Origin of the sequence: Streptomyces sp. SPB162 (assembly GCF_029504575.1) — a bacterium.
Classification (GTDB): Bacteria; Actinomycetota; Actinomycetes; order Streptomycetales; family Streptomycetaceae; genus Actinacidiphila.
The window spans coordinates 3,760,673-3,786,173 of record NZ_JAQFII010000001.1; the positions used below are offsets into that span (position 1 = coordinate 3,760,673).

Here is a 25,501-nt window from a genome sequence, read left to right on the forward strand (position 1 = left end):
ATCAGATGGACCACCACGACATGCCGGGCCTCGGCCGGCGGGTGTCCCGGTTCGGCGCGGGCTGCTGGACCATCGGCGGTCCCGCCGTCAACAACGGGACACCAATCGGCTGGGACGGAGTCGACGAGGACGCCGCCTACGAAGGACTGGTCCGCGCGCACGAACTCGGTGTCACCGTCTTCGACACCGCAGACGTCTACGGGCTCGGCCGCTCCGAACGCCTCATCGGCCGTCTGCTGCGCGAGACCACCCGCAAGAACCTCGTGATCTCCAGCAAAGTCGGGTACTTCGCCGGCACCGCCCGACACCCCTACCTCCCCAGCCAGATACACCGCCAGTTCGCCACGACCCTGGACAACCTCGGAACCGACTACCTGGACCTCTATCACCTGCACAGCGGCGACTTCGGCGACCGCGACACCTACCTACAACCAGCGATCGACACCGCCGTCCAGTTGCGCGATCGGGGTCTGATCCGCGCCATCGGGATGCGCGCGCCCCACCGGTTCGCTCTGGAATGGGCCGACCACCCCAGCCACCCCCACGCAGCCGATACCCGACGCTTCCTACACCTGCTCCGCTCCGTGCGCCCGGACGTGCTCACCGTCCGCCACAACCTGATGAGCCCTCGGTACTCACCCGGCGAGACCGACATCTTCGCTTTCGCGCGCGCCGAAGGAATCGGTGTCCTGATCAAGCAAGTCCTCGGACAGGGACTCCTCCTGGGGACCCGCCGGACCGGCTCCGAACGCGCCTTCAGCGCCTGCGACCACCGCTCGTCCAAGCCGGTCGATCCCGACCTTCTGCGCCTGCTGGATGACGCGGTGGACCGGATCGGACGACGGTTCGGCGCCGCCCCTCATGACCTGGCCAGAGCCGCAGTGCAGTACGCGCTGCACGACGCTCCGAAGGCCGTCGCTCTCATCGGATTCCGAGACGCCTCCCAGATCAGCACCACGCTGGCCCGAGCCGACGAACCGATCACCGACGAGGACATGGACTTCCTGCACGACGTCATGTCACCCGTACGGGAGAAGATGACCGATTCCCAGCCGGACACCGACGCCCATCGAAAGAATTGACCCACGCCCCCCAGCAGCAAAGGACACACCGTGGAGTACACCGAGGTCGAGCAGAAGTACCGGCTCGCGGTCCCGGCCCAGACGGTCAAGGACACCTTGACCCGCATGGAAGCCAAGCCCGGCCAGGCGTCCCGCCAGATCGACACCTACTACAACGCTCCCCATCGGGACTTCCTCGCCCCCACGACGATCTCCGAATGGCTACGGGTCCGCGTCGAGGACAACACCGCGTCCCTGAACTTCAAGCGGTGGCACCCGATCGAGGCCGAACTGAAGACGCACTGCGACGAGTACGAGTCGGCCGTCACCGATCCGAAGGCCGTCACCATGCTCCTGGACGCACTCGACTACAAGGAGATCGCCACCGTCGACAAGATCCGCGAGGAGTGGACCACCAGCGACGGGGACATCGCCGTCGCCTTCGACGAGGTGGCCGACCTCGGCACCTTCATCGAGTTCGAGTTCAAGGGCGAAGCCGCCAGCATCGAAGCTGCCACCACCCGCCTGGACGAGTTCATCGCCACCATCTGTGCCGAGCTCGGCGAACGCATCCACGCCGGCTACCCGCACCTGGTCCTCGGCCGCCACACCGCATCCTGAGCGGTTGACACACCGCAGGCTGTGCGAGCCTGAGGCAACATCGCCAGCTTGGTGACCCCTGTGCGCTTTCCGCCTCCGAAGCAGCGGCCTAAGCGACGATGAAGGCGCGCCAGAGAGACACATCAAGGGCACACGAGAGCCACAAACGTCGGTGATCAGCGGGAACTACTGAAGGTAGTTCCCGCTGATCACCGCGCCTGCGTCGAGGCCCGCCCAGATGGCGACCAAGTTGGGCCGGCTTCGTCGCAGGTTCGTACCAGCCACTGAACTCGCCCCACGAAATCCCCGCTGCTGCGTCCAAGCCTTCCAAAGATCAACGTCTCGGCCACAAAGGTGCGAACAGACTTCTGATCGGTCGGATCGAAAATCCGCCGATACGCCTTGCCGTGCTTCGACGTGCGGGGTTCTAACTGGGCTAGATTTCGTTGCCAGGCCAGTCCAGGAGCCGGGCACCGATCACGGCGGTCTGAAGGGTGTAGCGATGCATTGGCTCGGCGGGGTCGGAGCCGGTGAGCTGGTGAATGCGATGGAGACGGTAGGTCAAGGCCCGTACGCTCAGGCTGAGGCGGCGCGCCGCCTCAGCCGAGACGCAGCCTGAGTCGAAGTAGGCGGTCAAGGTCTCCAAGAGCGGTTCAGCCCCGCCTCGGGCCTGCCGGAGCGGGCCCAAGGTACTGCTCACCAGGTCGGACATGGCTTGCCGGTCTCGGGTGAGGACTGGGAATACCAAGAGGTCGGCTGCGCGGAGAAGGGCATCGCAGAGGTTCATGCGCTCCGCGAGATCGAGTGCGCTGAGGGCTTCCTCATATGAATGGACCACACCGCCCGCTCCCGAGTGGGAGCGGCCGATCGCCGTCCTCCCCCCGCCGACCGCCGCGTATGCCTGCTGGGCGAAATGCGTCAGGACATCGGCCTGGTCGCCTGGGGCGACGCAGACCAGCCGGCCCTCCTTGGTGGTGAGCAGGATCCGGCGATCACCGAACCGGCTGATCAAGGCGCGCTCCACGCGCCGGGTGACCGGGTCGGTGTCGTCGTACGCCGCCGGGCCCTCCGCAACTGCGACGGCGTGCGCCTGGGACAGCAGCAACCCGAAGTGCTTGGCCCGCTCCGCGAGACGGCCCAGATCGCTGCGACCGTAAAGTAGATCATCAATGAACTCGCGCCGGGCCGCCTCTTCCTGGCGCACCGCGAGCCGCTGCGCACGCTCATGGCCCTCCGCGAAGGCGTCGACGGCCTGCTCGACGGCGGCCAGGACGCTGTCGACCCGGCCAGTGATCTTGGGGAGGTTCGGCAGAGCAGCCCGCGTGGCGGCCAGATGGGCGCGGACGAGGGCTCGCAGGCCGTGCCCGTCCTCGGCCGCTTGTTCTCCCAGCGACCGGCGAGATTCGAGCTCGTCGCGGGTCAGTCGCCGCCCCGTCGAGGACACTTCGGCCAATATGTGGCCATATTCGTCTAGGTAGTGCTCGGGTATCTCCCGCTGCGCCACGTGGTCTCCTGGATCTTGACGGGCTTGTGACGGCTACTTGACGCACGAAGGGCAACAATGTCAGAACGCCAGACGAGCACGGCACCCGGCAGCGGGAGTCCATCAACATTGTCGGTGTGCCGCGGTGCAGCATCGGCGGCATTCGCAGGGGAACGAGGACGAACCCGGTGTCGGAAGCGGCCCTGCGCCGCACCCGAGAACGTGACCTGGGCCGCGGTGCACAAGGGATCGGAGCACCTGTCTCCTCTGCGGGCCCTGTGAGCGGCCAGCGTTGCGGCGAGAAACATTCGGAAGGGCAAGGCGGCATCAAAGACGGGAAAAAATTGCCGGGAAGCGGCAATGTGTCTCTCCCCGCTCCGGTGGGACCATCCATCCCCCGACCCGCGGATCAGCAGGGCAGAAGGGGTGGAACGGATGACCGTGTTTCTTTGTCTCGGAACGGCGGGAATCGTCCTGCTCGCGCTTTCGTTGATCTTCGATGGTGTAGCCGAGGGGCTCTTCGACGGCGTCCTGGACGGGGTGTTCGACGGCTTGCTGTCGCTCCCGGTCGTCGCGGGGTTCGTCTCCATGCTGGGCTTCGGCGGCGCCATCGTGCTGGGCACCACCTCACTCGGGCCCATCGGCGCCACTCTCACGGGCGCTCTCGCGGGTGTCGCGACCGGCTGGTTGACTTTGAAGCTCAGCCGCACGCTGATGCGCGGGCAGACGGCCGTTACTCCGCGCGGTAGCGATCTCGTGGGCATGGCTGGTTCGGTTGTCACCGCCATCCCGGCCGACGGCTATGGCGAGGTGCTGCTGCGTCGCGCGGGCCAGCTGGCGAAGTTCGCGGCCAAGAGCCCGGTTCCCGTCGAACGAGGTGCCGAGATCTGGGTGGAAGCAGTGCTGTCGACCACTTCGGTCGCGGTGCGCCCCGTCCACCCCTGACAAACGTTCCTGCATCACCTGAATCCGACCGCATCGATCTGCCGTCCCCCGGGAGGCAGGGGGGAACCATCATGAGTCCAGTCGCCGGCGCCGTCGTGGGAGTCGTCGTACTCCTCGTCCTGCTCGCCCTCGTCGTCATCACCCGCTACAAAGTCGCAGGCCCCAGCGAGGCATTCATCATTACCGGCCGCCGCGGGAAGTCGTCCACGAACCCCGAGACCGGCCAGATCAGCACCGACAACAGCGGCCAGAAGGTCGTCGTGGGTGGCGGCGTCTTCGTCGTCCCCTTCGTCCAGCAGAAGTTCACCCTGGACCTCTCCAGCCGGCACATCCCGATCGCAGTTCGCGGAGCCGTCACCCTGCGCGGCGTCAAGGCCAACCTCGAAGGCGTCGCGATCGTCAAGGTCGGCGGCAACGAGGACGCCATCCGGGCCGCCGCCCAACGCTTCCTGCAGCAGCAGGACGGCATCGTCGGCTTCACCCAGGAAGTACTCTCCGGCGCCCTGCGCGCCATCGTCGGCCGGATGTCCGTGGAGGACATCATCCGCGACCGCGCCGCCTTCGCCGGGCAGGTCGCCGAGGAGGCGGAGGCGAGCTTGTCCGGGCAGGGCCTGGTCCTGGACGCCTTCCAGATCCAGGACATCACCACCGAAGGCTCGTACCTGGAGGACCTCGGCCGCCCGGAGGCCGCCCGCGCCAAGCAGGAGGCCGACATCGCCGAGGCGATCGCCCGGCAGGCTTCCGAGCAAGCCCGGCTGAAGGCCGCTGAAGAGATCGCCATCGCGGAACGGACCTTCTACCTGAAGCAGGCCGAGATCAGGGTCGAGACAGAAGCCGCAGCCGCGAAGGCCAACGCGGCCGGACCGCTCGCCGACGCAGCCCGCCAGCAGGAGGTCCTCGCCGAACAGGAGAAGGTCGCCCAGCGACAGGCCGCACTGACCGACCGCCAACTGGACACCCAGGTCCGCAAGCCCGCGGACGCCGCCCGCTACCAGGCCGAGCAGGAAGCCGAAGCCCGCAAGATCGCCCTGGTCAAGCAGGCCGAAGCAGATGCCGAACGTGCCCGCCTGACCGGTCTCGGCGAGCAGCAGCACCGCGCCGCACTCGCGGACGCGGTACGGATCGAGGGCGAGGCGGAAGCCTCCGCGATCGCGGCGAAGGGCTCCGCCGAAGCCGAGGCCATGCAGAAGAAGGCCAACGCATTCGCCCAGTACGGCGATGCAGCGATGATCCAGATGTTGGTCGAGGTGCTGCCCCAGGTCGTCGCGAAAGCCGCCGAGCCGCTCAGCGCCATCGACAAGATGACGGTGATCTCCACCGACGGAGCAAGCCAGCTCTCCCGCACGGTCACCAACAACGTTGCCCAGGGCTTCGAACTACTCAGCTCCACCACCGGCGTCGACCTCGCAGAGCTGCTCCGGAGCATCACCCAGCGAGGCACCACAGCCTCGTCTCCCGCCCCCGCCGAATCATCCAACGGCAAGATCGAGATCTCCGAGTAGTGCGGCGGCGTCCGGTGATCCCGCGATACGGCTTGGCCGTAGCCTTCCCCGGTGAAACCGCGTGGATCGTCGCCCTGCGGGCCAGGAAGACAGCCCAGCCTCGTCGGATGGCCGGACTCTGTGCTGACCTCGCGACGAGGAAAGCTGCCGCGTCAATCCACGTTCACCCGGTCCGCGCCCCCTTTGCCGGCGCTCGTACGAAAAATCGCAGGAGGGCAAGGAAAGACAGTTCACACGAAAACGGCTGGCTGGACGATATGCATGCGGGCGTTGAATTTGCGGTCGACGATACCGTCATGATGGCCGCACCGGGATCCTGGCGACGCGCTACGTCCCGGGGTCCTGGGCGCCGCCTGAAAAGGGGGCCCGGCGTTGCGGCCATCGTCGCGTACTCCGGGCTCGCCAGGGGCTCGCACCTGATTTCAGGGACATTTCGGCCACTCCCTCGCGGAGGGCGAATCGGACCTAACTCGCCTGGGGCATCTAGGACTTTTCATCGAAGGAACGGGCCGCTCGGCGATATCGCCGAACAATCCAATCCATTACCTTCTCATCGCTGCTCCTGCCCCATGACATAGGTCACAGCCTTCTCATGGGAGGCGTGGGCAACTTTCCCAAAAAGGTTGATTTGTACTTCGCTGAATGCATGGTCAACTGTCAGCCCGACACGAAATAGCTCGCACATGTAGCACAATTGGCAGTAAGATCAGCCGAGCCGTTCTGTGTGACCCTTCCCACGGCGGCTTCTCCCTTTCTTTCCTGGACCCGAGAGGTCTTGTCATGAAGCTTCGCCGCTCTTTGGTGACGGTCGCTGCGACCGCTGTTATAGCGCCCGCCGCGCTCCTGTCCGCTACCGCCGCCTTCGCCGACACCACGGTCCCCGGTGCCGACGTGTCCGCGACCACCTCGGCGTCCCCGAGCGCCTCCGCCTCGCCGTCGGCAACCGCCACCACGAAGGTCGCCCCCACCGCGTCCGCCACGACCTCTGCCTCCCCGACGGCCACGGCCTCCGCGTCAGCAACGGCGACCACCTCCACCAAGCCGACGGTCTCACCGACGCCAACGAAGTGCACGGACACCAGTGACCCGGAATCCGACGGTCCGCCGGTGGACAAGACGTTTACCACGACTCTCACTGGTCTGCCCTCGAAGATTGTCGCAGGCAGCGGCTGGCACGGCCTCACGATCGACGTGTCGAACAACTCGGCCAGGAGCTACCAGCGCGTCGACTTCGGTGCGTTCGCCGTCGCGGTAGGCGGCAAGGACTTCTCGGACACCTCCCGGCACCTGAAGCTTCAGTTCAAGAACTCCGACACCGGTGCCTGGCAGAACGTCTCGCTCAACGAGGAGAACCCGGACTTCGGCGGCCTGGGCTGGACCGACGTCCGGGCTCACGAGAAGTTCAAGCTGAGCTTGCGGATCGCGGCCGATGCCTCGACCCCCGCAGGTTTCGGCGTCGTGATCGGCATCGGCGCCTACGCCGACGAAAAGGGCAACTGCGTCTTCTCCAGCGGTCAGAACTTCTACGAGTTCAACATCCTTAAGGCCAACACCAAGCCGGGTCACGTACCGGACTCCAAGCCGCAGACCGGTGGCACTAAGCCGCTGCCGACCGTGAAGCCCGCCAACACCATCCAGGTGACCCCGGAAGGCCGACTGGCCGAGACCGGTTCCTCCTCCGCCATGCCGCAGCTCGCCCTCGCAGGCGGCGCGGCCGTGGCGGTCGGTGTGGGCGCGATGTTCATCGTGCGCCGTCGCAAGGCCAGCTCCGCCGTCTGATTCAGCTGACCGGCTAGCAAACACCCACCGCTCGTTGCCCTCCCCCATTCCCGGTCGTGGGCCGCGGCACCGGTCGCTCGTGAGTCCCGTCGCCATCAGGCGGCGGGACGCTGTGCTCAGAGCGGATGATGGATACGTGCACGCCGACACGCAAGGCGTCCAACTCACGGCAGCGCCATCGACTCGATGCACCTGACGCGCGCCGACCCCGCATGGTCATGACCGCGGCCAGGCCGGTTCGTCGTCGTAGAACAGCGCTCGATCCAGGCCGAGGCCGCGGAGACTGGTGCGCAGGGCTGGGCTGGCGCGGTGGACGATAAGGGTGGTGCCCTGTTCGCGGGCGGTTGCCATGAGAGGGAAGAACAGCGAGCCTGCCGCCGTCCCCAGACCCGAGATTTCCGCAAAGTCCAGATGGGCCTCGTCAGGTGATGCTTGAAGGAGCTCGGCCAGGAGGCGTCCGATCGGCGCGGCGTTGTCGTGGTTGATGTCGCCGTGCAGGCTCACCACGACGCTCTCGTGATCACAGCGGTGGACATGCACGTTGCGGCGCAGGGCGCGCGCTGCGCGCCATGCTTTCCATCCTCGTTCCGGCACGGTGGTTTCCCTTGGCTACGTCAGGTCCCGCTGGCCTCGGCCCGATCAGGGCCGTGGACGGGCGGACCCAGGTTGTACGACGGCGGCGATGGTGGTGAGGGTCAGTGTCAGGAGCGCCATGGCTATGCCGATGCCGGTGCAGAGCATGAGAATGTCCACTTGGGCGTGGGCCAGTCGCGGAATGGTGTTGACGGCCACGACCCCGTTGTACAGCAGCGCGCACAGCCTGAGGATCCGGCGGTGGGTGAAGCGGGATGCCAGCTGTGGCAGCGGGGCGCCGAGGAGCGGCAGGATACTGAGGGGGAGCAGGACGGCGCTGCTGATGGCCAGGGCCGACCAGTTGATGGTTGGGTTCATCGGGGGCCTGTCGTGGTTGCGATGTGGTGAAGGGGGGCCGGCCGGGGTGCAGCGGTGGCTGCCGACCGGGTCGTTAGGCGAGGGCGAAGTAGCGGAGCCAGATGTAGAGGGCGGAGACGGTGATGGTGACGGCGGCGACGGGGGCTCCGTAGCGGGTGAAGGTCCAAAAGCTGATGGGGGTGCGGTTGCGCTCTGCGATGCCCAGGACGACGACGTTGGCGGAGGCGCCGATGGCGGTGGCGTTGCCGCCCAGGTCGGCGCCTGCGGCCAGGGCCCACCACAGGACGGGTCCGTGGGGGTCGCCGACGGTGTGGACGAGGTCGGCGGTGATGGGCGCCATGGTTGCGACGTAGGGGATGTTGTCGACGATGCCGGACAGGATCGCGGACGCGCCGAGCAGCAGCATGGTGGCGCCCAGCGGGTTGCCGCCGGTGGCGTCGGCCAGGGCGGTGGAGACTTCGGTGATGACGCCGGTTTCGATCAGGGCGCCGACCATGATGAACAGGCCGGCGAAGAACGCCAGGGTGGGCCATTCCACGTCCGCCAGGACGTCGTTGGTTTTGACCGGGCTGATGGCGACCAGCAGTCCGGCGCCGAGCAGGGCCACGACGCTGGGTTCGTAGTGCAGCACCGGGTGCAGGACGAACGCGGCGACCACCAGGCCGAGCACGATCAGGCCCTGGGCGAGCAGTCGGCGGTCGCGGATGGCTTCGCGTTCGCTGAGCGCCATCACCTCGGCGGCGCGGTGTTCGTCGTAGATGAACGCTTTGCGGAACATGAACCGGCACATGCCTACCAGTACGGCGGTCAGGATCACGGCCAGTGGGGCGAGGTGGACGAGGAAGTCGTTGAAGTTCAGGCCAGCCCGGCTGGCGATGATGATGTTGGGCGGGTCGCCGACGAGGGTGGCGATGCCGCCGATGTTGGAGGCCAGCACTTCGGCGATCAGGAACGGTGCCACCGGCAGATTGAGGCGCTCGCACACCAGGAGGGTGACGGGGGCGACGAGCAGCACGGTGGTGACGTTGTCCAGCAGCGCGGAGGCTACCGCGGTGATGACCACCAGCATCACCATGACGCGGAAGGGTTTGGCGTGGGCGCGTTTGACCGCCCAGATCGCCAGGAACTCGAACAGTCCCGTGCGGCGCAGCACGCCGACGATCATCATCATGCCCAGCAGCAGGAAGATGACGTTCCAGTCGATGCCGGAATCGGTGGAGAAGAACGCGGCGTCCGCGTCCGTGGCGCGCAGCGCGAGCATGAGGGCGGCGCCGCCCAGGGCGGCAGCGACCCGGTGCACCCATTCGGTGATGATCAGAACGTAGGCGCCGGCGAAGACCGCCAGGGCTGCCCAGGCGTGCCAGTTGTTCATACCGCACCCAGCAGGCGCTCAAGGAGGCGGGAGGCGGTGATAACCCCCAGCAGCCGGCCCTGCCCGTGCCGGTCGGCGGCGTGTTCGACGACGGCGACCAGCGGGCTGCGGGAGGTCGCCATCAGTGCGGCAACCTCTACTGCCGTGTCGTCGGCATCGGCGACCGGTGGCGGCGTGGCGCCCGTGGGCAGAACCTGGCCGACCGTGCGACCGGCCAGCGCCTGACACAGCCGGTCGGCGTGGGCCTCATCGATCACCGCCGCCAAGGTGGGGTCCTCCAGGACGTAGTTCGGCACCAGCAGGCGTACCAACTGCGAGGCGGGCAGGATCGCCTTCGGCAGGCCGTAGGCGTCCAGGACCAGAACAGCGGGCAGGCGTTGCTCGGCCAAAAGCCGGGCTCCGGCCAGCGCGTCATCGCTCTCCCCGATGCTGGGGTAGGGCTCGGCGAGGTCACGTGCGCGCACGTCGGGACTCCTTGTCCTGTGAGGTGTCCGCCCCCGCGGGGCGGGGTGCAGGGTCAGCGGCCTGGGACGGCAGGGGTGGTTGCGGGTTGCGGCCTTCGACGACGTCGGCCGTGATGTCGTCCTCGTCGTCCGGGATGCCGATCAGGTCGTCGACGTGGAAGAGGCGGGCGATGGGGACATCGCTGCTGGAGTGCACCGCGATGGACACCGCGATACACACCGCGATCAGGGTGTATGCCTGTTCGCCGTGCGGGATTCCGGCCTGCAGCACCAGCAGCCCGTAGACCACTGACGCGAAGCCCTTGGGACCGAACCAGGCCGCCACCCACCGCTCCCGGCGGTCGATACGCGTGCCCAGCAGGGCGATCAGCAGCGAAGCCGGGCGGATCAACACGATCGCCAGGACCACCACCACATACCCGCCCACCGACAGGCTCCCGAACAGGGCCGGGGTCAGCAGCGCGCCGAAGACCAGCAGGGCGGCGAACTTGCTCAGCTCCGCGAGCGCCTCGCCCAGGGCTTCGAAGGCGTGGGTGGTCTGCGGGGCGGCGGAGGCCAGCACCGCTCCGGCGGCGAAAGCCGCCAGGTAAGGGTTCGCACCGGTCAGGTGGCAGGCCGCGTACAGGACGATGCCGATCGCCAGCGGCCCCAGCGGCTGCAGACGCGGCTCCGCACCCAACCCCGGCAGCCGCACCACGGCCGTGACCAGCAGCGGCACCACCACGCCCAGCGCCAGGCCACCGGCCAGCTCCAGGCCCACCACACCCAGCGACCCGCTGCCCTCGGCGTGCAACGGACCGGCTGCGGTGATCAGGACCAGCACCACCGGCAACGCCAGCCCGTCATTGAGGCCCGACTCCACGTTCAGCAACTGCCGCAACCGAGCCGGCACCTCTTTGCGGCCCACGATCGCCGAAGCGAACACCGGATCGGTCGGCGACAGCACCGCACCCACCAACAACGACGTCGTCCAGTCCAACCCCACCAGATAGTGCGTCAGCACCGCCACACCGCCGAACGCCAACGGCATCCCGATGCCCAGAGCGCGGGCGGGGTGACGCCACGCACTACGCAGGCTGGGGAACGAGACGTGCATGCCGTCGGTGAACAGCACCGTGAACAGCGCCAAATCCGCGGTCGCGGTCACCAACGAGCTGTCCGGGGCGATGTGCACCAAGCCCAACGCCCCATCACCCACCACGGCGCCGGCGAGCAAGAACAGCAAGGACGTGGAGAGAACGGAACGGGCGGCCAGGCCGGACACCAGCACCGCAACCAGCAGCGCAACACCGAACACCGCGACAAGTACCACAGGAAACTCCCTGGATCGGCAGAAGGATCGCCAAAGCGATCGCCGACCAGACTTCCCGGCACACCGTCACCGAACTTACACGATCTTTACGCGCCCGACGACGAATATCCGATGGCCACTCCCCGCGCCGGGTACCGCAGGTCCCCGCCGCGGTGAGCGCGAGCGGGCCACGCTGGACGTTGCGGCCGCGAATGGTGTGCCAACCTCCTCGATCTGCAAACCCCCGACGAAACGGACGTGACTCGGTGAGCGACTTCCCCAGCAACATCCTCGCTCTGTTTTGGATCATGGGCTGTGCCCTCGGCCTCGGCGACTTGGCGCTCGACGTCCATCACGTCGTCAACCACGCCGATTCCGCGACGCTCCCGCTCTCCGCCCCGGACAACGCCGTCACGTGATCAGCCGCCAGAACGCCGGTCCCGACCGGAGACAACTTCACCGCGCACTCCCCCGCGTCTGGATGCAGTCTTCGGGCGGGACCGGTTCTACGAACATCAGGCGCGCCCGCCGGCCACGTACCGACGATTAGCCATGGAGTACTGACTGCACTCCCGAGCCGGTACTCGACGTTCAGGCAGTGCCGGAAGTACAGCAGCGAAGTACAGCAACCAGGGCGGCCAGCGGCGACCCTTAACGACCCTTGCGCTGCCTCTGACGTGCGTAGATGACCTCACCGACCGCGGTGCCCGTGATTCGGGACGAAGAGGCCGTGGGTTCAAATCCCGCCACCCCGACGGTATAGCAGCAGGTCAGGGCCCCGATCCTCATTGAGGATCGGGGCCCTGTCTCGTTTCCGGGGGATCTTGGGAGCCGTTTGGGAGCCGTTCTCGAAACCCGGCTCCCGGGTCGGAACCGCCCTGCCGGGCGGAACGCCTGAGCTGGTCCCCGTGTCGGCGCTACGGTCGCCACGACGGATACGTCGGCAGCTGGGGGAAGCATGCGCGGTACAAATCAGCGAGAGCAGCGTCACAGGGTATGGGGGCCACGATGAGTGCCGAGCCTCTGATAGCCGGAGAAATGCCGCTGGCCGAGGTCATGGCCCGGCTCCGGCACGACCGGCCGGTGTTCCACTCGGAGGCGGACCTCCAGCACAGCTTCGCGCGCGTGCTCTGGGAACTGGCGCCCAAGATCCAGTCCAGGCTGGAGGTGCGCCAGAACGCACCAGCCGCCGTCGGCGCCGAGTACCTCGACCTGCTCTGCATCGGCCCCTCGGCCCGCACGGCCATCGAGTTCAAGTACTTCACGGCGAACTGGACTGGAGCAGCCGGATCCGTCCCGGAGGAGTACGCGCTGAGGTCGCACGCAGCCACCGACCTGGCCCGGCTCGGCTTCGTCTCCGACATCGCCCGGCTTGAGCGCTTCGGCAACCGCCCCGACCAGAACGGCTTGGCCCTCCTCATCACCAACGCAGCCGGCCTGTGGACGCCTCCGAAGCCAGGCAGCAAGCCCACCCGGGACCGCGACTTCCGTATTCATGAGGGCCGCGCCCTGGCAGGCCAACTCCTCTGGGGTGGCGGCGACTACGAGTCGAACACACGAGCCCTGCACGGCTCTTACCCCCTCAACTGGCAGCCGTACTCACTGCAAGACGGACCTCAGGGCGAGTTCCGCTACGTCGCCGTATTCACCGACTCGTGACGTGGACGGCAGGCCGCCCCACCCAGCACCGTCGCCTGCCGGCAACGCTCCTTCGGCGTTCTCGCGCAGCCCTGGTGGCCGTCTCGCCTGCCGCAACCGCGGCACCGACCCCCGCCCGGCAGTAGCCTTCCCGCCGCTCACCCCAGCACAGAAGCCTGAATCTGCCCTCCTCGGGTAAACGATGTCGAGACGTGGGCGACGGAATCCCCTCCGCCATCCGGAAAGCGGCGCCTCGGCAGGGGAGCTTGGGACGTTCGGCACTCTCACTGCGCTTCGGAGTGCGCCAGCGCATGGAGCGCGTGCAGTTGTGCCTCCGCGCGCTCCCGCACGCACCCTCCAAGCGCCCCGTGCTCCCTTCGTACCCTCCTTGAGAGCGAGGGTCGGAACTTAGTCCGACCCCGACGGGGAGCAGGGTGCGGCAGGTGACCGCACCGGCCTGACGTCGGCCGGATCTGGTCTTCAGCGCCCTCATTACCGACATGGACTACTACAACAACCGAAGCGGTTGCGCCCGACCTCTCTATCGCAACGCGGCCGGTACGCTGCCCAACCTGGCCCCCGGGTTGCTCTCCCTGATCACCGAGCGACTCGGCGTGCCGCTCACGCCAGAGGATCTCCTGGCCTACATCGCCGCAGTCGCGTCGCACCCGGACTACTCCGCGCGGTTCAAGGAAGACCTAGAAGTCCCTGGCGCGCGGATACCCCTCACAGCCGATCCGCGCCTGTGGGAGCAAGCAGTCGGCATCGGTCGACGTGTTCTGTGGCTGCATACCTACGGCGAACGGTACGCCGACGATGCGGCCGGACGTCCCTACGGGAGAGTGCTGTTGCCGCGCGACCGCCCCCGGTGCGTGGAGGAGATCCCGGACGATCCCGAAGCGATGCCGGAGAAGCTGGAGTACGACCCGGTCACCCAGGATCTGTGGATCGGCGCCGGGCGGATCAGCCCGGTTCCCCGCACAGTCCGGGAGTACGAGGTGTCCGGAATGAACGTCCTCGACAAGTGGTTCGGATACCGCAGAAGGATCCCGCCGGTAAACGACGCCTCGAACTGGACCGCGTGGTCGCTCAGCGCTGGCTCCCCGTCTGGACCACTGAACTACTCGAACTGCTCAACGTCCTGGGCCTGCTCATACGCGAGGAACCTGCACAGGCCGCGCTCCTCGAGGACGTGTGCGCGAGCCCGCTGATCACAGTGGCGGACCTGACCACGGCGGGGATCCTTCCCGTCCCCCCGGAGGCGGCCAAGCCATTGAGGGCGGCATCGGACACGGGAGACGGACTGTTTGAGCTATGAGGCCGGCTGGTGAAAAAAGGACGCCAGGATGGCTGACGGCACCGCCGACCTCCGATCCTGATCCGACGCGGCGCAACAAGCCCAACGGAAGCGGATGGGGGTGAGGTGGTGGCGATACGCCTACTGCGTGAGACCCCGGGCTGGGAGCCACAGGAGCCGATCCGCTCCCCGAATCCATGGGACGCCACCTCAGACTCATCCACCCCAACCCGCTGACCAGCAGCAACGCCAACCGCCCAGCTAGCGATCTTGGCCCGATCACGTCGAACCGAAAAGGCCGATCCCGCGTGATGAGGGCAACGACGACGCGATGGCAGCGCCAGGCGCTGGTCGAAGTCAGAAACGTGAGTCGGCGTCTATGCCGGAACCGCTTGGGGAGGCGGCGAGGCAATCTAGGGTGGGATCCGACACCGAATGAGGGAGCCCCACATGGACCCGATCACCGCAGCGGCCCTCACCGCGCTGGCCGGCGGACTCGGCGGCGAAGGCGGACGTCAGGCGTGGCAAGGACTCACCGCGCTGGTGCGGCGCCCGTTCGGGCGAGCCGCGGCACAGGGAACGCAGGACGACGGAACGCCCCCGGTCAGCTCCGGCGAACTGGAAGTCGCTGCGCTGGAGGGAGTGCCTGCCGACCCGATGCGCGCGCAAGTGCTGGCCACCGCTCTCGGGGTACGAGCAGCTCTGGATGGAGAGTTCCGCGTGCTGCTCGATGAGTGGTGGCAGCAGGCACAGGCCTCCTTCTCGGGCGGCGCCGTGCACAACAGCATCAGCGGTGGCACCCAGAATGGGCCGGTACTTCAAGGGCGGGATTTCTCAAGCATCACCTTCAACACGACGCGCACTGCGGCATCCACCGAAAGGGAATGATCGATCACTCCGAGGGAAATTTTTCAGACTGCGCATTCAGCCAAGCCTCGATAAGCATCGATGCCTCCTTTTCCTCGGCCGCAGATTGTTCCAAATCTTCTTCCCACTCCACGCTGCGAAACAACCCTCCCTGACGCCATTCATTCAACGGTGCTTCGAGGTCTTCGCCATTGGCCTCGTCGAGAACACGCCTTGCCGCACTATAGACCAGCCGCAATTCGGAACCCGCGACATGGTAATCATCGTGGGCTGGGAGAAGCCGCTCATGCAAGGGCAAGTTCCTATCTACCTCGACGCATCCGAGATAACTGGAAACTTCTTCATGCATCGCCTCGTGCAGGTCCGCCGCCTGCTCCTCGTTGAGCCCAGAAACGGTACAGACGGCGAGGTTGTAGGACCCGATAAGAGTAGTAAGTCCAGGCACTGTGAGGGACTTCCAGAGCGCGGGTTCCCGGGCAAGGAAATAGGCGGCGAGGTCAGCACGCGTAACACCGTCACCGTTGAAGAGTAGACTTGCGACGGCCACGCCCAGATCACGCCGATATTCGGGGACAACCCGCGAGACCTGGGTCAGCACATCTCGGTCGATCTGCCCGGGCAGCACCGCGTCCTCATTAAACAGCAGGGCAATTCTCATACGATTCACAACTCCTCCCCTTTCTCGCAATTGGTTCCCCTGAAGCTGCGTTAGCTCCGAACTCGACAGCTCGTTTTGAAAGTCCGCCCCTGTCAAACCGGGTGGGGCCGGCAAAAGAGAGTTCCTCATATACTCAAACTGAGCCTGCACCAGGGTCTCCGGCTGCCCGAGCACAAGCGCGGAGATTCGGATCTGACCTCCATCCGACACCGACGCTACAGTTCCGATACCCGAGAAGATCAATGGATGCTCGGCAGCGTCATGGAGCGTTGTGGTCGCCGTCGATGTCGTCAGCCAACGCGGGTCGAAGGTGATGACCACCCTCCTTGCCCCGAGAGTGAAGGCCAGGTGGGGATCCTTTGTCAGGACTCCGGTCGGTTCCTTCAGCGGAACCTCGGGCGGATTGCTGCAGCGCATAGCGCTCTCGAAGGAGACCAGAAGGCCACGATGCACCTTCTCCACCGTGCTCTCACCGAGCGTAACCGCCTCCGCATCCCATGTTTCGAACAGAGGGCGAACGATCCGAACGAACTCCCCCGGCGCTAGCCCCTGTCCGCCAAACGGCCTGGTGCCATCGAGTCCGGCTCTCCTTGCCGCAGCCGCCACCGCATTACTCTGCGCGAGCATCGCCATTCGTGGCAGGTTGACCAGGTCAACACTGGAGAGCCGGGCTCGCCAAGCCTGTGACGACCTGCGCAGTTCCTCGGCGAGGGCATCGTCGGTGGGCTCGGCTACCGACGATGAGCCCGTCATTGTGATGTTCACGTCGCCATGGATCGCCCCGGCTTGGATGGCCGGGCCGGCCACCTGCCCGGAGAGCTCGTTCCTGACATTGGAAGGTTTCGGGAAGACGCCCTCTCCGCCTTCTACTTGCTCCACTGCCGCCTCCCGCTCATCCTGCGTGATCAGCCCACCTGACAGGAAGTCAACACCATCTGCCGTACCCGCAGAGGATGTTCAGGGCGACTCGAAGACTGATAGCGACCCGGCTTGCAACTGGCAAGGCCGCTCGTAGCGCTGTAGAGGAACGGGCCAAGGGCGAACGGGCCACTGGGAACAACTTGCCGAGCCCACACCGCAGGGGCAGCCGGCGCTGCTCGTCTCAGTTCCTACAGCCGCAGCAGCAGGGTGGGCCCGTATCGACGTTCAGGCGCCGTCCTTGATCGCCGCGGCGCCGAACCTATGCCGCGAGGGTAATGGGCTTGGCCGTCTGCTCCAGTTCCTTGAAGATGACCTCGAGGCGTTCGAGTTCGTCATCGGTGAACAGGTCGCCCGGACCGCCGGGGGCGAGGTCGGCGAACGAGTCCTCGTAGAGGTCCCCCAGGCTGAGGATTCCGCGCCTGACAACCGTGTCGATGATCAGTGTCAGGAAGTCAAGCTGGCGGGAGCTGCGCTGCTTGTCCGGGCAGAAGGCCTCGAATGCCTTCTGCGCGGCCTGCCGGTCCAGCCCGCACAGCCCGCGCACGAACAGACCGAGGCCTCCGGAGGAGCGCACGTCGTCCAAGTCTTCGGGCGAGGCGACAGCCTCTGCGAGGAAGATCTCTTCCAGACTTTCAAGATCGAATTCGGTGATCTGCTCGTTGCGCCGCAGTTTGCGCACCACCGGCTGGTCCTCGTGGCGAAGAAGATAGGCTCGCGCCTTCTGCTTGAAGCGCTGCTCGTCCGTGCCCTGAGGCATCCCCTGGATCTCCGCCTCGCTTATGTCCCCGAACTGGTCGATGAAGTCGGTGTAGACGACGTTGCGCTTGATCTTGGGGTCGGTGAGCCGGACGAGCCGGCGCATACGGCGGCGCATGTCCTCCAGCATCGGGAGCGTCACATCGTTCCACCACTCCTCGCCCGCCACCGCTTCCAGAAGTTCGGCCTGCTCGCCGACCACCCAGATGTTGGTCTTGGTAAGCAGGTTGGAGGCGATGTCCTGGATCTTCGTGCGCAGCTTGGCGAACTCCTTTCCTCCTTCCAGCGCGGCGAGCTGGAGACCGTACGCCATCAGGTCGAACCGCTTGGCCTCTTCGCCCATCTCCTCGTCGTCGGGACGGAACTCGCTGGGGAGACCGAGCAAGTGGTCACGGATCGCGGTGTCCGCCGTGTCGTCCACCCGGTGCCAACTGCCGAACTCGCCGAAGACCTCGATCTCCCGGCGGTGCGGGCGCACCAGGAAGTTGTCCAGGTTCATACCGGCGACAGTCCGGTGCAGCCGGTGCGCCAGTGACCAGCGGATCTCAGCCTCGGTACCGATCGCGGCGGGACCGCCGTCGCGTGCCGGATCGGGCTGCTGCCGCTTGTCCAGGACCCGAACCAGGTCGAGTTGGCGCTGCAGGAGCCTCTCGGCGAGGGTAACGGCCCTGCGCCCCTCCGACCGGTCGAGTTGGCTGTTGAAGAAGTCGATGTTGCCGCAGAAGTCGAAGACGTAGAAGTTCTGCTTGTTGTGCTCGGGGTTGTCGGGGTCGGGGCCGTAGAGGGCCGGGCGCAGGCGGGTGCCGCGGCCGATCATCTGCCAGAACTTGGTCTTGGAGAAGACCGGCTTGGCGAAAACCAGGTTCACCACCTCGGGCACGTCGATGCCGGTGTCGAGCATGTCAACGGAGATGGCGATGTCGGGAGCGTTCGGCGGGTTCTTCGGGTCGGAGAAGTCGTCGATGAGGGACTGGGCGTACGTCTCCTTGTACGTGATCACCCTCGCGGAGTGGCCGGCGCCCTGCGGATAGTTGAAGTTGTAGCGCTCTTCGATGTACCGGGCGTGGTCGTTGTTCTTCGCGAAGATGATCGTCTTGCCGAGCCGGTCGCCACCCTTGACGCGGTGACCCCGCGTCATCAGCGTCTGCAGCATCTTGTCCACGGTGTCCTCGTTGAAGAGGTACTTGTTCATATCATGGCGGCCCACCGCGTCCGGGATGTCACCGTCCTCGGTCCATTCCTTGGCGTCCCACTCGGCCTTCTCCTCCTCCGAGAGGTCGGCGTAGCGAATGCCGTGTTCCATGAACTTCAGCGGCACCTTCACCGCTTTGGGAAGGACGAGGTAGCTTTCGGCGGCGGCTTCCTGAAGGCCGTAGGAGTCAGTCGGGACCCCGTCCTCCATGGCGAACAGCTTGTACGTGTTGTGGTCGATCTCGTCCTTGGGCGTGGCCGTCAGGCCGAGCAGCAGCGAGTCGAAGTAGCGGAACAGCTCGCCGTACTTCGCATAGACGGAGCGGTGTGCCTCGTCGATGACGATCAGGTCGAAGTGCCCCGGTCCGAAGCGGCGGCGGCCCGTACTGTCGGTGACGTCGATCTGCTTCATCATCGTCTGGTACGTGGAGAGGTAGACGCGGGCTGAGGCGGCCTTGTCGTCGAGGAGGCTGGCCGCTGGTGTGTTCGGCAGGTTCTCCTTGAACGCCTTCATCGCCTGGGTGACCAGAGCCTGCCGGTCGGCGAGAAACAACACCCGCTGCGCCCATCCCGCCTTCATCAACTGGTCCACGAGGGCGACGGTGGTACGGGTCTTGCCGGTGCCGGTCGCCATGACGAGCAGCGCCTGCCGCCCCCGGTCACGCTCGAAGGTCTCGCCCACCCGCTTGATCGCGCGGAGCTGGTACGGGCGCCCCGCGATCTTCTCGTTCACCGGTGTGGCCGTAAGGGAGAGACGGCCGGCGCGCTGCCGGATGTGCCAGTGCAGCTCGTCCTTAGTGAGGAAACCCTGCACCTGGCGGGGCGGGTAGCCGAGGCCGTCATCCCAGAGGTAGGTCTCGTATCCATTGGTGTAGAAGATCACCGGACGGCGGTTGAACTGCTTTTCGAGCGCGTCCGCGTACAGCTTCGCCTGCTGCTGCCCGTCACGGGCGTCGCGCCGGGTCCGCTTGGCCTCGACGACGGCAAGGGCTTTGCCGTCGTCGCCCCAGAGCACGTAGTCGACGTAGCCCTTGCCCGTCTTGGTGGGCATGCCGGAGGCGATCGGGTACTCGGTGTCCTTGCCGCGGGTGAGGACGTCCCAGCCTGCTTCCTTGAGGAGCAGGTCGATGAACGCGTCGCGGGTCGCCTGCTCGTCGTAGTCGTGGGTGTCCTGCACGGACTGGTTGGCGGCCTTCGCAGCTGCGATCTGCGCCTTGAGCTCTTCGAGCTGCCGGGCAAGGTCCGCGTTCTGGGCGCGCTCGGCCGCGAGCTGCTCGGCCTGTTCCTTGAAGCGTGCGGCGTCCTCTTCTTCCTTAGCCTTGAGCTCAGCCTGCTTCAACATGCGGGCCTGCGGCGAGAGGGGGCGCGGCACGGCGCTGGTGTCGAACTCCAGACCGGCGGGCGGCAGCGCGGCAGGCTGGCGAGTGTAGGTCCGGGCGAACCAGTAAAGGGAGTGGAACAACTCCTTGACGCTGGCCTCGGCGACGGCCCCCGAGACCGGGGCGGCCTTGTGTACTGCGTTGTTCCCGTGCCGGCGGATGAGGTCCATCTTGGCGTTGACCGTCGGCCCGACAAGATGCCGGAAAGTCGGCTCGTGGAGCATCGCCGCGAGGTCATTCTTGTACGGCGCGCTGAGGCTGCTGTCCTTGTCGTACATCCAACGGGCCGCGATCTCGATGGCACGGCGGGCGTAGAAGCAGGCGGTTCGGGGGTCGTGGTGGATCAGCCGCTCGGCGCGGGTCGCTTCATCGTAGAGGGCGGGCCATTCGGCGCGGAGGAAGGCGAAGTTGCCGCTCGCGGCGCGAGCGACGCTGTCGGCGGCGGCGCGGTCGCGGGCTTGCTTGTCCTGCTGGGCCTGCCCCTGGTCGTCGCTGTTCTGCTCGTTACCCATGCCGGTGTCCCTCCCCTGTTGCGCGGCCCTGTCGTGCGGACCCGGGCGTCCCGGGCCCGCACGAGGCCGGCGCATTGTCCGTCCCCTACGGCAGAACCACCCCTGGGCTGGGCTCCCCTGCCCGGCCGTCGAGGTGGCGTGTGGTGCTGGTGGTGCTGGTGGTGCTGCGCACCGGGTATGGCGGAAGCAGCTTACGCAGCTCCGCCGGTGGCTTCATGATCCCAGAGGGTGCCGGAGAAGGCACGGTGCTGGAGAGAGGTGAAGAGTTCGTCGAGGGTCGCGAGGTGGGTGCGGTGGGCATCTTTGGAGACTTCAATGACCTTTACACGTTCCGAAAAGACTCGGATCAGATCCTCGCCAGGGTAGGGAATCTCCAGATTGCGAAGGACGGCAAGATTGATATTTTTCTGCGCAGACTCGGGAGCGGAAGCCTCCAGCGCCTCCTGAAGGAACGACAGCCAGGCTCGAATATACTCAACTCTCGCCGGACTTGCGGTGAATCCGACGACACTGTCAGGGAAGCAAGCATCGAAGGTCAGAATCCCCGTCTTGGCGATGTTTGCCGCAATGGTGATACACAAGGTCCCTGCAGGCCAGAGCCTGCTCTGATTCAGGCCGAGATCAGAATAAGTGGAAGTAAACCTGGTGATATATCCACCGGAACCAGCAACGTCTCCCGTTTGAATCAGAGGAAATTCTCCCCCCAACAACGCCGGATCATTCCGGGGACGATGTTTGGAGACGCCTCGATCGAGGGTGCCCATTTTCTCGAGCTTCCGCACTGGCCAGTCTTTCGCATTGACGACCGGGTCACCGAACATGTCAAGGAAGATGGACTGGGCGAGGTCGTCGAGGAGGGCGATGGCCTCGCGGCGCTTGGCGCGGACCGCGTCCACCCGGTCAAGGGCGAGGGCGATACGCTTTTGTTCCGCCAGCGGTGGCTTGGCTACCGAAAATCCCTTGAAGAAACTTGTAATGTCTAGAATATCCAGCACTGGGAATGTCGAGCGACGTCAAGAACCAGAATACGTATTTCGGATCGAATCCATCTTCCACGGCGAGGATCTTCACGCCGTCAGCGCCCACCGCGAAAGGGAAATCGATGTACTTGAAGCACCGCGTGTGGTCACCGAACACGATGACTGGCAACTCATTGCATTGTGCCAGATCCGGATCCGACACATATCCCGCAATGTTCCTCCGCCCCTGATCCACAACGGGCAGCGCACCAGAGTTGCGGAAGTCCGATTTAGGAACCTTGGCGTTGCCGCCGGAAACATCCCGCAAAGCCTGCAGGAAAGGAACCTCGGGCCACGTCATTTTGCCAGCATCCCCTTAAGCTCCTCCGTGCCCTTGGCGATCTCCTCGTTCAATTGCTCCAAGTCCGCCAAAACCTCCGCCGGAGTCCGCGTCACGATCTCCCGATGGAGAATCTCCTTGTAGCGATTCAGGGAGAGGTCGTAGCCCTGGGCCGCGATGTCCGCCTTGGGTACGCGGAAGCTCTGCTCGGTCCGTGCCCGGTCCCTCTCCGTGCCGTCCCGTTCCTGCCAGCGGGCGAAAACGTCCGGGAGGTTGTTCTTCAGCAGCTCATCCGCCGTCAGCGGATCGCCTTGCGGGCGGACGCCCAAGCGCTCCTCCGGAAGCAGCGGGTTGCGCTTGTCGTCCAAACTCAGGCCGTCCGCCTGCACGTCGTAGAACCAGACGTGGTCCGTGCCACCCGAGTCCGTCTTCGTGAAGAACAGGATCGCCGTCGAGACACCGGCGTACGGCTTGAAGACCCCGCTCGGGAGCTTGACCACTGCCTGGAGCTGCTGGTCCTCCACCAGGATCCGACGCAGCTCCCTGTGTGCCTTCGTCGAGCCGAAGAGCACCCCGTCCGGGACGATGACTGCAGCCCGGCCACCGGGCTTCAACAGCCGCAAGAACAAAGCCAGGAACAGCAGTTCCGTCTTACTCGTCTTGACGATGCGCTGAAGATCCACCGCCGTGGACTCGTAGTCCAGACTCCCCGCGAAAGGCGGGTTCGCGAGGATCAGGGAGTAGCGCTCAGCCTCGCCGGCCGCGCTCTCCGCGAGTGAGTCGCGGTGCCGGATGTCCGGGTTCGCCACGCCGTGCAGCAGCATGTTCATCGATCCGATGCGCAGCATCGTGTTGTCGAAGTCGAAGCCGTGGAACATCGACTCGTTGAAGTGCTTGCGCTGCTCCACCCCCAGCAGCGCGTCGCGATGCACCCGCCGCACGTACGACGCCGCCTGCACCAGGAAGCCAGCCGTGCCGCACGCCGGATCGCAGATCTCGTCGCGCGGCCCCGGCTGGGTCATCTCGACCATCAGGTCGATGATGTGGCGCGGCGTGCGGAACTGGCCGTTCTGACCGGACGTGGCGATCTTCGCGAGCATGTACTCGTAGATGTCGCCCTTGGTGTCGCTGGTGTCCATGGAGATGTCGTCGAGCAGGTCGACGACCTTCGCCAGCAGATTGGGCCCCGGAATCGTGAACCGAGCACCCTTCATGTGATGGGAGTACGTCGAGTCGTCCCCGCCCATGCGGCGCAGGTACGGGAAGACTCCGTCAGCGACGAGCCCGTACAGGATCTCGGGGTCCTTGACCTTGAAGTTCTGCCAGCGCAGATCCTGCTGGTCGTTCGAGAAGAAGGGATTCGGGTCGGGCTTGCCCGTTGCCGTTGCCTTGCGGTCCTTGCGGGTCTGGATCTCATCCAGCCGCTTGACGAAGAGCAGGTACGTGATCTGCTCCATCACCTCCATCGGGTTGGCGATGCCGCCCGACCAGAACGCATCCCAGACGCGCCCCACCTTGCTCTTCAGTTCGCCCGTAATCACATGGCGGATCCTACGACGCCCGAGTCTCAGGACGGACCCGCTTGAGGTTTCCGTGACAGCCCCACCCGACCGTTCGTACGTCGACCTCCGCGCGCACCAACTTGCCTGAACCTCCGTCCATACACGGCACCACCGCCAGCGGGCTCGCCGGGACTGAGACCAGGCACAGGCCGCGCGGCCGGACTCCGCTCCAGCTCGGGCGGCGACGAGGGTGCCTTCGGCGGCATGCCGCCGTCCCGGGTGTCCGTCATTTCCGCCCGCACGAGCCCTGGGGCCGGTCGAGCCACAGGCACAGTTCAAGATCTTCCGCGAACCGGCCAGGCACACCCAGGCCGCCGTGCATATGGATGGCGTTCTCGGCTTCGTCCACCGCGGCCGGCCGAAACCCGACTCACCGGTCAACCGAGCGTGACTCCCGTCTTGACCGCCCGTAGCCGCCTTGGCAGGATCAGACTCAGCAAGCAAAACATCGCGCATATGGCTGCGCAGACCCTGTGGCCGTCCCTTCGGGGGCGGCCACAGACGTGTTTACGGGAGGTTCGGTGCATCTGTGCTACATCGACGAAGCAGGCAACGGGCAGACACTAGATCCCGCGCGGCCTGACGCCCCTCCGGTCCTCGTCGTCGGCGGATTCACCGTACCCAGGAACCACGTCAAGTCCCTCACCTGGGCCTTTCTCGACGTCAAGAAGCACTACCGGCCGCAGCTACGGAACGCGGACCAGCTCTCCGACGTGATTCAGCACGAGATCAAGGGCTCGGACGTGCGCAAGAACCTGCGCGCCGGCAACCACAGCTGGCGGCGTGCGGCCATGGAGCTGATCGCATCACTCCTCGACATACTGGAAGCTCACGAGACCCGCCTCCTCGCTCGTGTGTGGATCAAGGAGGAGGGGCTGGCGTTCGACGAGTCCGGGGTCTACCCGGCCTCGGTCGCCGCGCTGAACGAGACCTTCCAGGCGCAACTCGCCCACGAGCACTCGCGCGGCATGATGGTTCTCGACAGCCGTACGAAGGTGAAGAACGCCCCCAACGTGCACTGCGTGACCACCCGCAAGTACCGTGCGGGCGGGGACAGCCTGCGCGGGATCATCGAGTCTCCGGTCTTCGGTCACAGCGATACGCACACTCTTCTTCAGCTCGCTGACCTCGTGGTGTCCTCGCTGCTGTTCCCGATCGCGTGCCACGCCTACCTGAGCGACGTGACGTGGAACGTGCACTGCGACGACGCTTATCGGCCGCTGCAGGAGCAGTTTGGAGAGCGGCTGAAGAAGCTGCAATTCCGCTACCAGGACCCCGGCGGGAAGTGGCGCGGCGGGATCGTGGTCTCCGACCGACGGACACAGCAGCCGTCGAACCTGATGTTCGGCCCTCGCAAAACCGCCGTCGTCCCTTCGTCGTCCATCCCAGGCCAACAGAGCATGCGACATGACGTCACGCCGCCTGAGGTGGGCGCAACCGACGGTCTGCCGTCGACGCCCTGACCTGCGCAAGGGATCGAGGACAGGCGGCAGAGGTACCCAGCACCGTATGGCCGCAGGGGCCGGTCGGTGTGCCGGTGCCGGACGTGCAGGACGCCGGACGGCGGCGCGTCGCTGGGGATCTGGTACGCGGGCAGGGCCGCGTTAGACTGGCGGTCAGCCATCGGGAAGCTACTTCTTCCTAGGTGGTCAGGCCCTCGACCAGGATTGCCGTCCTGCCGGGGGCCGTATCTCTGTTTGCGGTTGTCGCGGCCGACCCTACCGGCCCCACCCCTTCTCGTAACACTCCGTTACCCACACGAGTGACGGCCTGCTGCGGGCCGGTTCGGGTTTGGTTTGGTGGGTGGTTCCTCCGTTCCTTTCAGGAAAAGGTCGCGTGGCCGACCGGGGCGTGGCCCACCGCGTCCCGGGGCAGGTCGAGTTCGACACGTAGGGTCGTGCCGACGGCGTCCCTGGCCACCACCTACCAGCGGTCCACCAGCGCCTCCACCAGATGCAGGCCACGCCCGGAAT

22 protein-coding genes are annotated in these 25,501 nt (G+C 66.0%); 10 read left to right on the forward strand and 12 right to left on the reverse strand.

Annotation, left to right across the window (positions count from 1 at the left end; all coding sequences use genetic code 11):
- The first annotated feature begins 5 nt into the window (after positions 1–5).
- Entirely contained in the window at positions 6–1,082 is a 1,077-nt protein-coding gene (locus M2266_RS17120) for an aldo/keto reductase (RefSeq protein WP_277438972.1), read from the forward strand.
- A gap of 30 nt (positions 1,083–1,112) precedes the next feature.
- Positions 1,113–1,682, forward strand: a complete 570-nt coding sequence (cyaB, locus tag M2266_RS17125) for a class IV adenylate cyclase (RefSeq protein WP_277438973.1) — start codon at positions 1,113–1,115, stop codon at positions 1,680–1,682.
- A 415-nt stretch (positions 1,683–2,097) separates the two neighbouring features.
- On the opposite strand, the gene M2266_RS17130 is transcribed toward cyaB, so the two are convergent.
- Positions 2,098–3,165 (reverse strand): helix-turn-helix domain-containing protein, encoded by a 1,068-nt coding sequence (locus tag M2266_RS17130; protein ID WP_277438974.1) that lies wholly within the window; start codon positions 3,163–3,165, stop codon positions 2,098–2,100.
- 414 nt (positions 3,166–3,579) lie between these two features.
- Between M2266_RS17130 and M2266_RS17135 the strand changes: the two genes are divergently transcribed.
- Positions 3,580–4,089: a hypothetical protein gene (locus M2266_RS17135; protein WP_269275686.1), complete on the forward strand. Its 510-nt coding sequence runs from the start codon at positions 3,580–3,582 to the stop codon at positions 4,087–4,089.
- 71 nt (positions 4,090–4,160) lie between these two features.
- A complete protein-coding gene (locus M2266_RS17140) occupies positions 4,161–5,591 on the forward strand; it encodes a flotillin family protein (protein WP_269275684.1) in 1,431 nt (476 codons plus the stop codon).
- A gap of 650 nt (positions 5,592–6,241) precedes the next feature.
- On the opposite strand, the gene M2266_RS17145 is transcribed toward M2266_RS17140, so the two are convergent.
- The gene (locus M2266_RS17145) at positions 6,242–6,664 is read right to left on the reverse strand and encodes a hypothetical protein (RefSeq protein ID WP_277438975.1); all 423 of its coding nucleotides are present in this window, start codon (positions 6,662–6,664) and stop codon (positions 6,242–6,244) included.
- Between the two features lie 34 nt (positions 6,665–6,698).
- Between M2266_RS17145 and M2266_RS17150 the strand changes: the two genes are divergently transcribed.
- Positions 6,699–7,370: an LAETG motif-containing sortase-dependent surface protein gene (locus M2266_RS17150; protein ID WP_269275680.1), complete on the forward strand. Its 672-nt coding sequence runs from the start codon at positions 6,699–6,701 to the stop codon at positions 7,368–7,370.
- A 216-nt stretch (positions 7,371–7,586) separates the two neighbouring features.
- Here M2266_RS17150 and M2266_RS17155 read toward each other — a convergent pair whose 3' ends face one another.
- The 5 genes from M2266_RS17155 to M2266_RS17175 form a co-directional block, all read right to left on the reverse strand.
- Complete coding sequence (locus M2266_RS17155; protein ID WP_269275678.1) at positions 7,587–7,964, reverse strand: STAS domain-containing protein; 378 nt, start codon at positions 7,962–7,964, stop codon at positions 7,587–7,589.
- A 45-nt stretch (positions 7,965–8,009) separates the two neighbouring features.
- A complete protein-coding gene (locus M2266_RS17160; RefSeq protein ID WP_269275676.1) occupies positions 8,010–8,321 on the reverse strand; it encodes a hypothetical protein in 312 nt (103 codons plus the stop codon).
- A 73-nt stretch (positions 8,322–8,394) separates the two neighbouring features.
- On the reverse strand, positions 8,395–9,693 hold the full coding sequence (locus tag M2266_RS17165) for an ArsB/NhaD family transporter (protein WP_269275674.1): 1,299 nt from the start codon (positions 9,691–9,693) through the stop codon (positions 8,395–8,397).
- Positions 9,690–10,157, reverse strand: a complete 468-nt coding sequence (locus tag M2266_RS17170; RefSeq protein ID WP_269275672.1) for a CBS domain-containing protein — start codon at positions 10,155–10,157, stop codon at positions 9,690–9,692. The genes M2266_RS17165 and M2266_RS17170 overlap by 4 nt, the downstream gene beginning before the upstream one ends.
- Positions 10,144–11,469, reverse strand: a complete 1,326-nt coding sequence (locus M2266_RS17175) for a cation:proton antiporter (protein ID WP_269275671.1) — start codon at positions 11,467–11,469, stop codon at positions 10,144–10,146. Before M2266_RS17175 ends, M2266_RS17170 begins: the two co-directional genes overlap by 14 nt.
- A gap of 245 nt (positions 11,470–11,714) precedes the next feature.
- Between M2266_RS17175 and M2266_RS17180 the strand changes: the two genes are divergently transcribed.
- From M2266_RS17180 to M2266_RS17195, 4 genes are all read left to right on the forward strand, one after another.
- A complete protein-coding gene (locus M2266_RS17180; RefSeq protein ID WP_277438976.1) occupies positions 11,715–11,867 on the forward strand; it encodes a hypothetical protein in 153 nt (50 codons plus the stop codon).
- A 589-nt stretch (positions 11,868–12,456) separates the two neighbouring features.
- Complete coding sequence (locus M2266_RS17185) at positions 12,457–13,107, forward strand: hypothetical protein (RefSeq protein WP_277438977.1); 651 nt, start codon at positions 12,457–12,459, stop codon at positions 13,105–13,107.
- A gap of 452 nt (positions 13,108–13,559) precedes the next feature.
- Positions 13,560–14,297, forward strand: a complete 738-nt coding sequence (locus M2266_RS17190; protein WP_277441242.1) for a type ISP restriction/modification enzyme — start codon at positions 13,560–13,562, stop codon at positions 14,295–14,297.
- A 536-nt stretch (positions 14,298–14,833) separates the two neighbouring features.
- Positions 14,834–15,271, forward strand: coding sequence for a hypothetical protein (locus tag M2266_RS17195; protein WP_277438978.1), 438 nt, complete (start codon positions 14,834–14,836; stop codon positions 15,269–15,271).
- 4 nt (positions 15,272–15,275) lie between these two features.
- Here M2266_RS17195 and M2266_RS17200 read toward each other — a convergent pair whose 3' ends face one another.
- From M2266_RS17200 to M2266_RS17220, 5 genes are all read right to left on the reverse strand, one after another.
- The gene (locus tag M2266_RS17200; RefSeq protein WP_277438979.1) at positions 15,276–16,787 is read right to left on the reverse strand and encodes a hypothetical protein; all 1,512 of its coding nucleotides are present in this window, start codon (positions 16,785–16,787) and stop codon (positions 15,276–15,278) included.
- A gap of 301 nt (positions 16,788–17,088) precedes the next feature.
- Complete coding sequence (locus M2266_RS17205; RefSeq protein WP_277438980.1) at positions 17,089–20,667, reverse strand: DEAD/DEAH box helicase family protein; 3,579 nt, start codon at positions 20,665–20,667, stop codon at positions 17,089–17,091.
- A gap of 191 nt (positions 20,668–20,858) precedes the next feature.
- Positions 20,859–21,662 (reverse strand): restriction endonuclease subunit S, encoded by an 804-nt coding sequence (locus tag M2266_RS17210; protein WP_277438981.1) that lies wholly within the window; start codon positions 21,660–21,662, stop codon positions 20,859–20,861.
- A complete protein-coding gene (locus M2266_RS17215; protein ID WP_277438982.1) occupies positions 21,568–21,987 on the reverse strand; it encodes a hypothetical protein in 420 nt (139 codons plus the stop codon). The genes M2266_RS17210 and M2266_RS17215 overlap by 95 nt, the downstream gene beginning before the upstream one ends.
- On the reverse strand, positions 21,984–23,507 hold the full coding sequence (locus M2266_RS17220; protein ID WP_277438983.1) for a class I SAM-dependent DNA methyltransferase: 1,524 nt from the start codon (positions 23,505–23,507) through the stop codon (positions 21,984–21,986). Before M2266_RS17220 ends, M2266_RS17215 begins: the two co-directional genes overlap by 4 nt.
- A 494-nt stretch (positions 23,508–24,001) precedes the next feature.
- Between M2266_RS17220 and M2266_RS17225 the strand changes: the two genes are divergently transcribed.
- Positions 24,002–24,991, forward strand: coding sequence for a DUF3800 domain-containing protein (locus M2266_RS17225; protein ID WP_277438984.1), 990 nt, complete (start codon positions 24,002–24,004; stop codon positions 24,989–24,991).
- The last annotated feature ends 510 nt before the right edge of the window (positions 24,992–25,501 follow it).

Bases quoted from the DNA above. Each gene is read 5' to 3' on its own strand.
- M2266_RS17135 (WP_269275686.1), top strand. From the start codon at position 3,580: ATGACCGTGTTTCTTTGTCTCGGAACGGCGGGAATCGTCCTGCTCGCG.
- M2266_RS17195 (WP_277438978.1), top strand. From the start codon at position 14,834: ATGGACCCGATCACCGCAGCGGCCCTCACCGCGCTGGCCGGCGGACTC.
- M2266_RS17215 (WP_277438982.1), bottom strand. From the start codon at position 21,987: ATGACGTGGCCCGAGGTTCCTTTCCTGCAGGCTTTGCGGGATGTTTCC.
- M2266_RS17185 (WP_277438977.1), top strand. From the start codon at position 12,457: ATGAGTGCCGAGCCTCTGATAGCCGGAGAAATGCCGCTGGCCGAGGTC.
- M2266_RS17205 (WP_277438980.1), bottom strand. From the start codon at position 20,667: ATGGGTAACGAGCAGAACAGCGACGACCAGGGGCAGGCCCAGCAGGAC.
- M2266_RS17120 (WP_277438972.1), top strand. From the start codon at position 6: ATGGACCACCACGACATGCCGGGCCTCGGCCGGCGGGTGTCCCGGTTC.
- M2266_RS17165 (WP_269275674.1), bottom strand. From the start codon at position 9,693: ATGAACAACTGGCACGCCTGGGCAGCCCTGGCGGTCTTCGCCGGCGCC.
- M2266_RS17160 (WP_269275676.1), bottom strand. From the start codon at position 8,321: ATGAACCCAACCATCAACTGGTCGGCCCTGGCCATCAGCAGCGCCGTC.
- M2266_RS17140 (WP_269275684.1), top strand. From the start codon at position 4,161: ATGAGTCCAGTCGCCGGCGCCGTCGTGGGAGTCGTCGTACTCCTCGTC.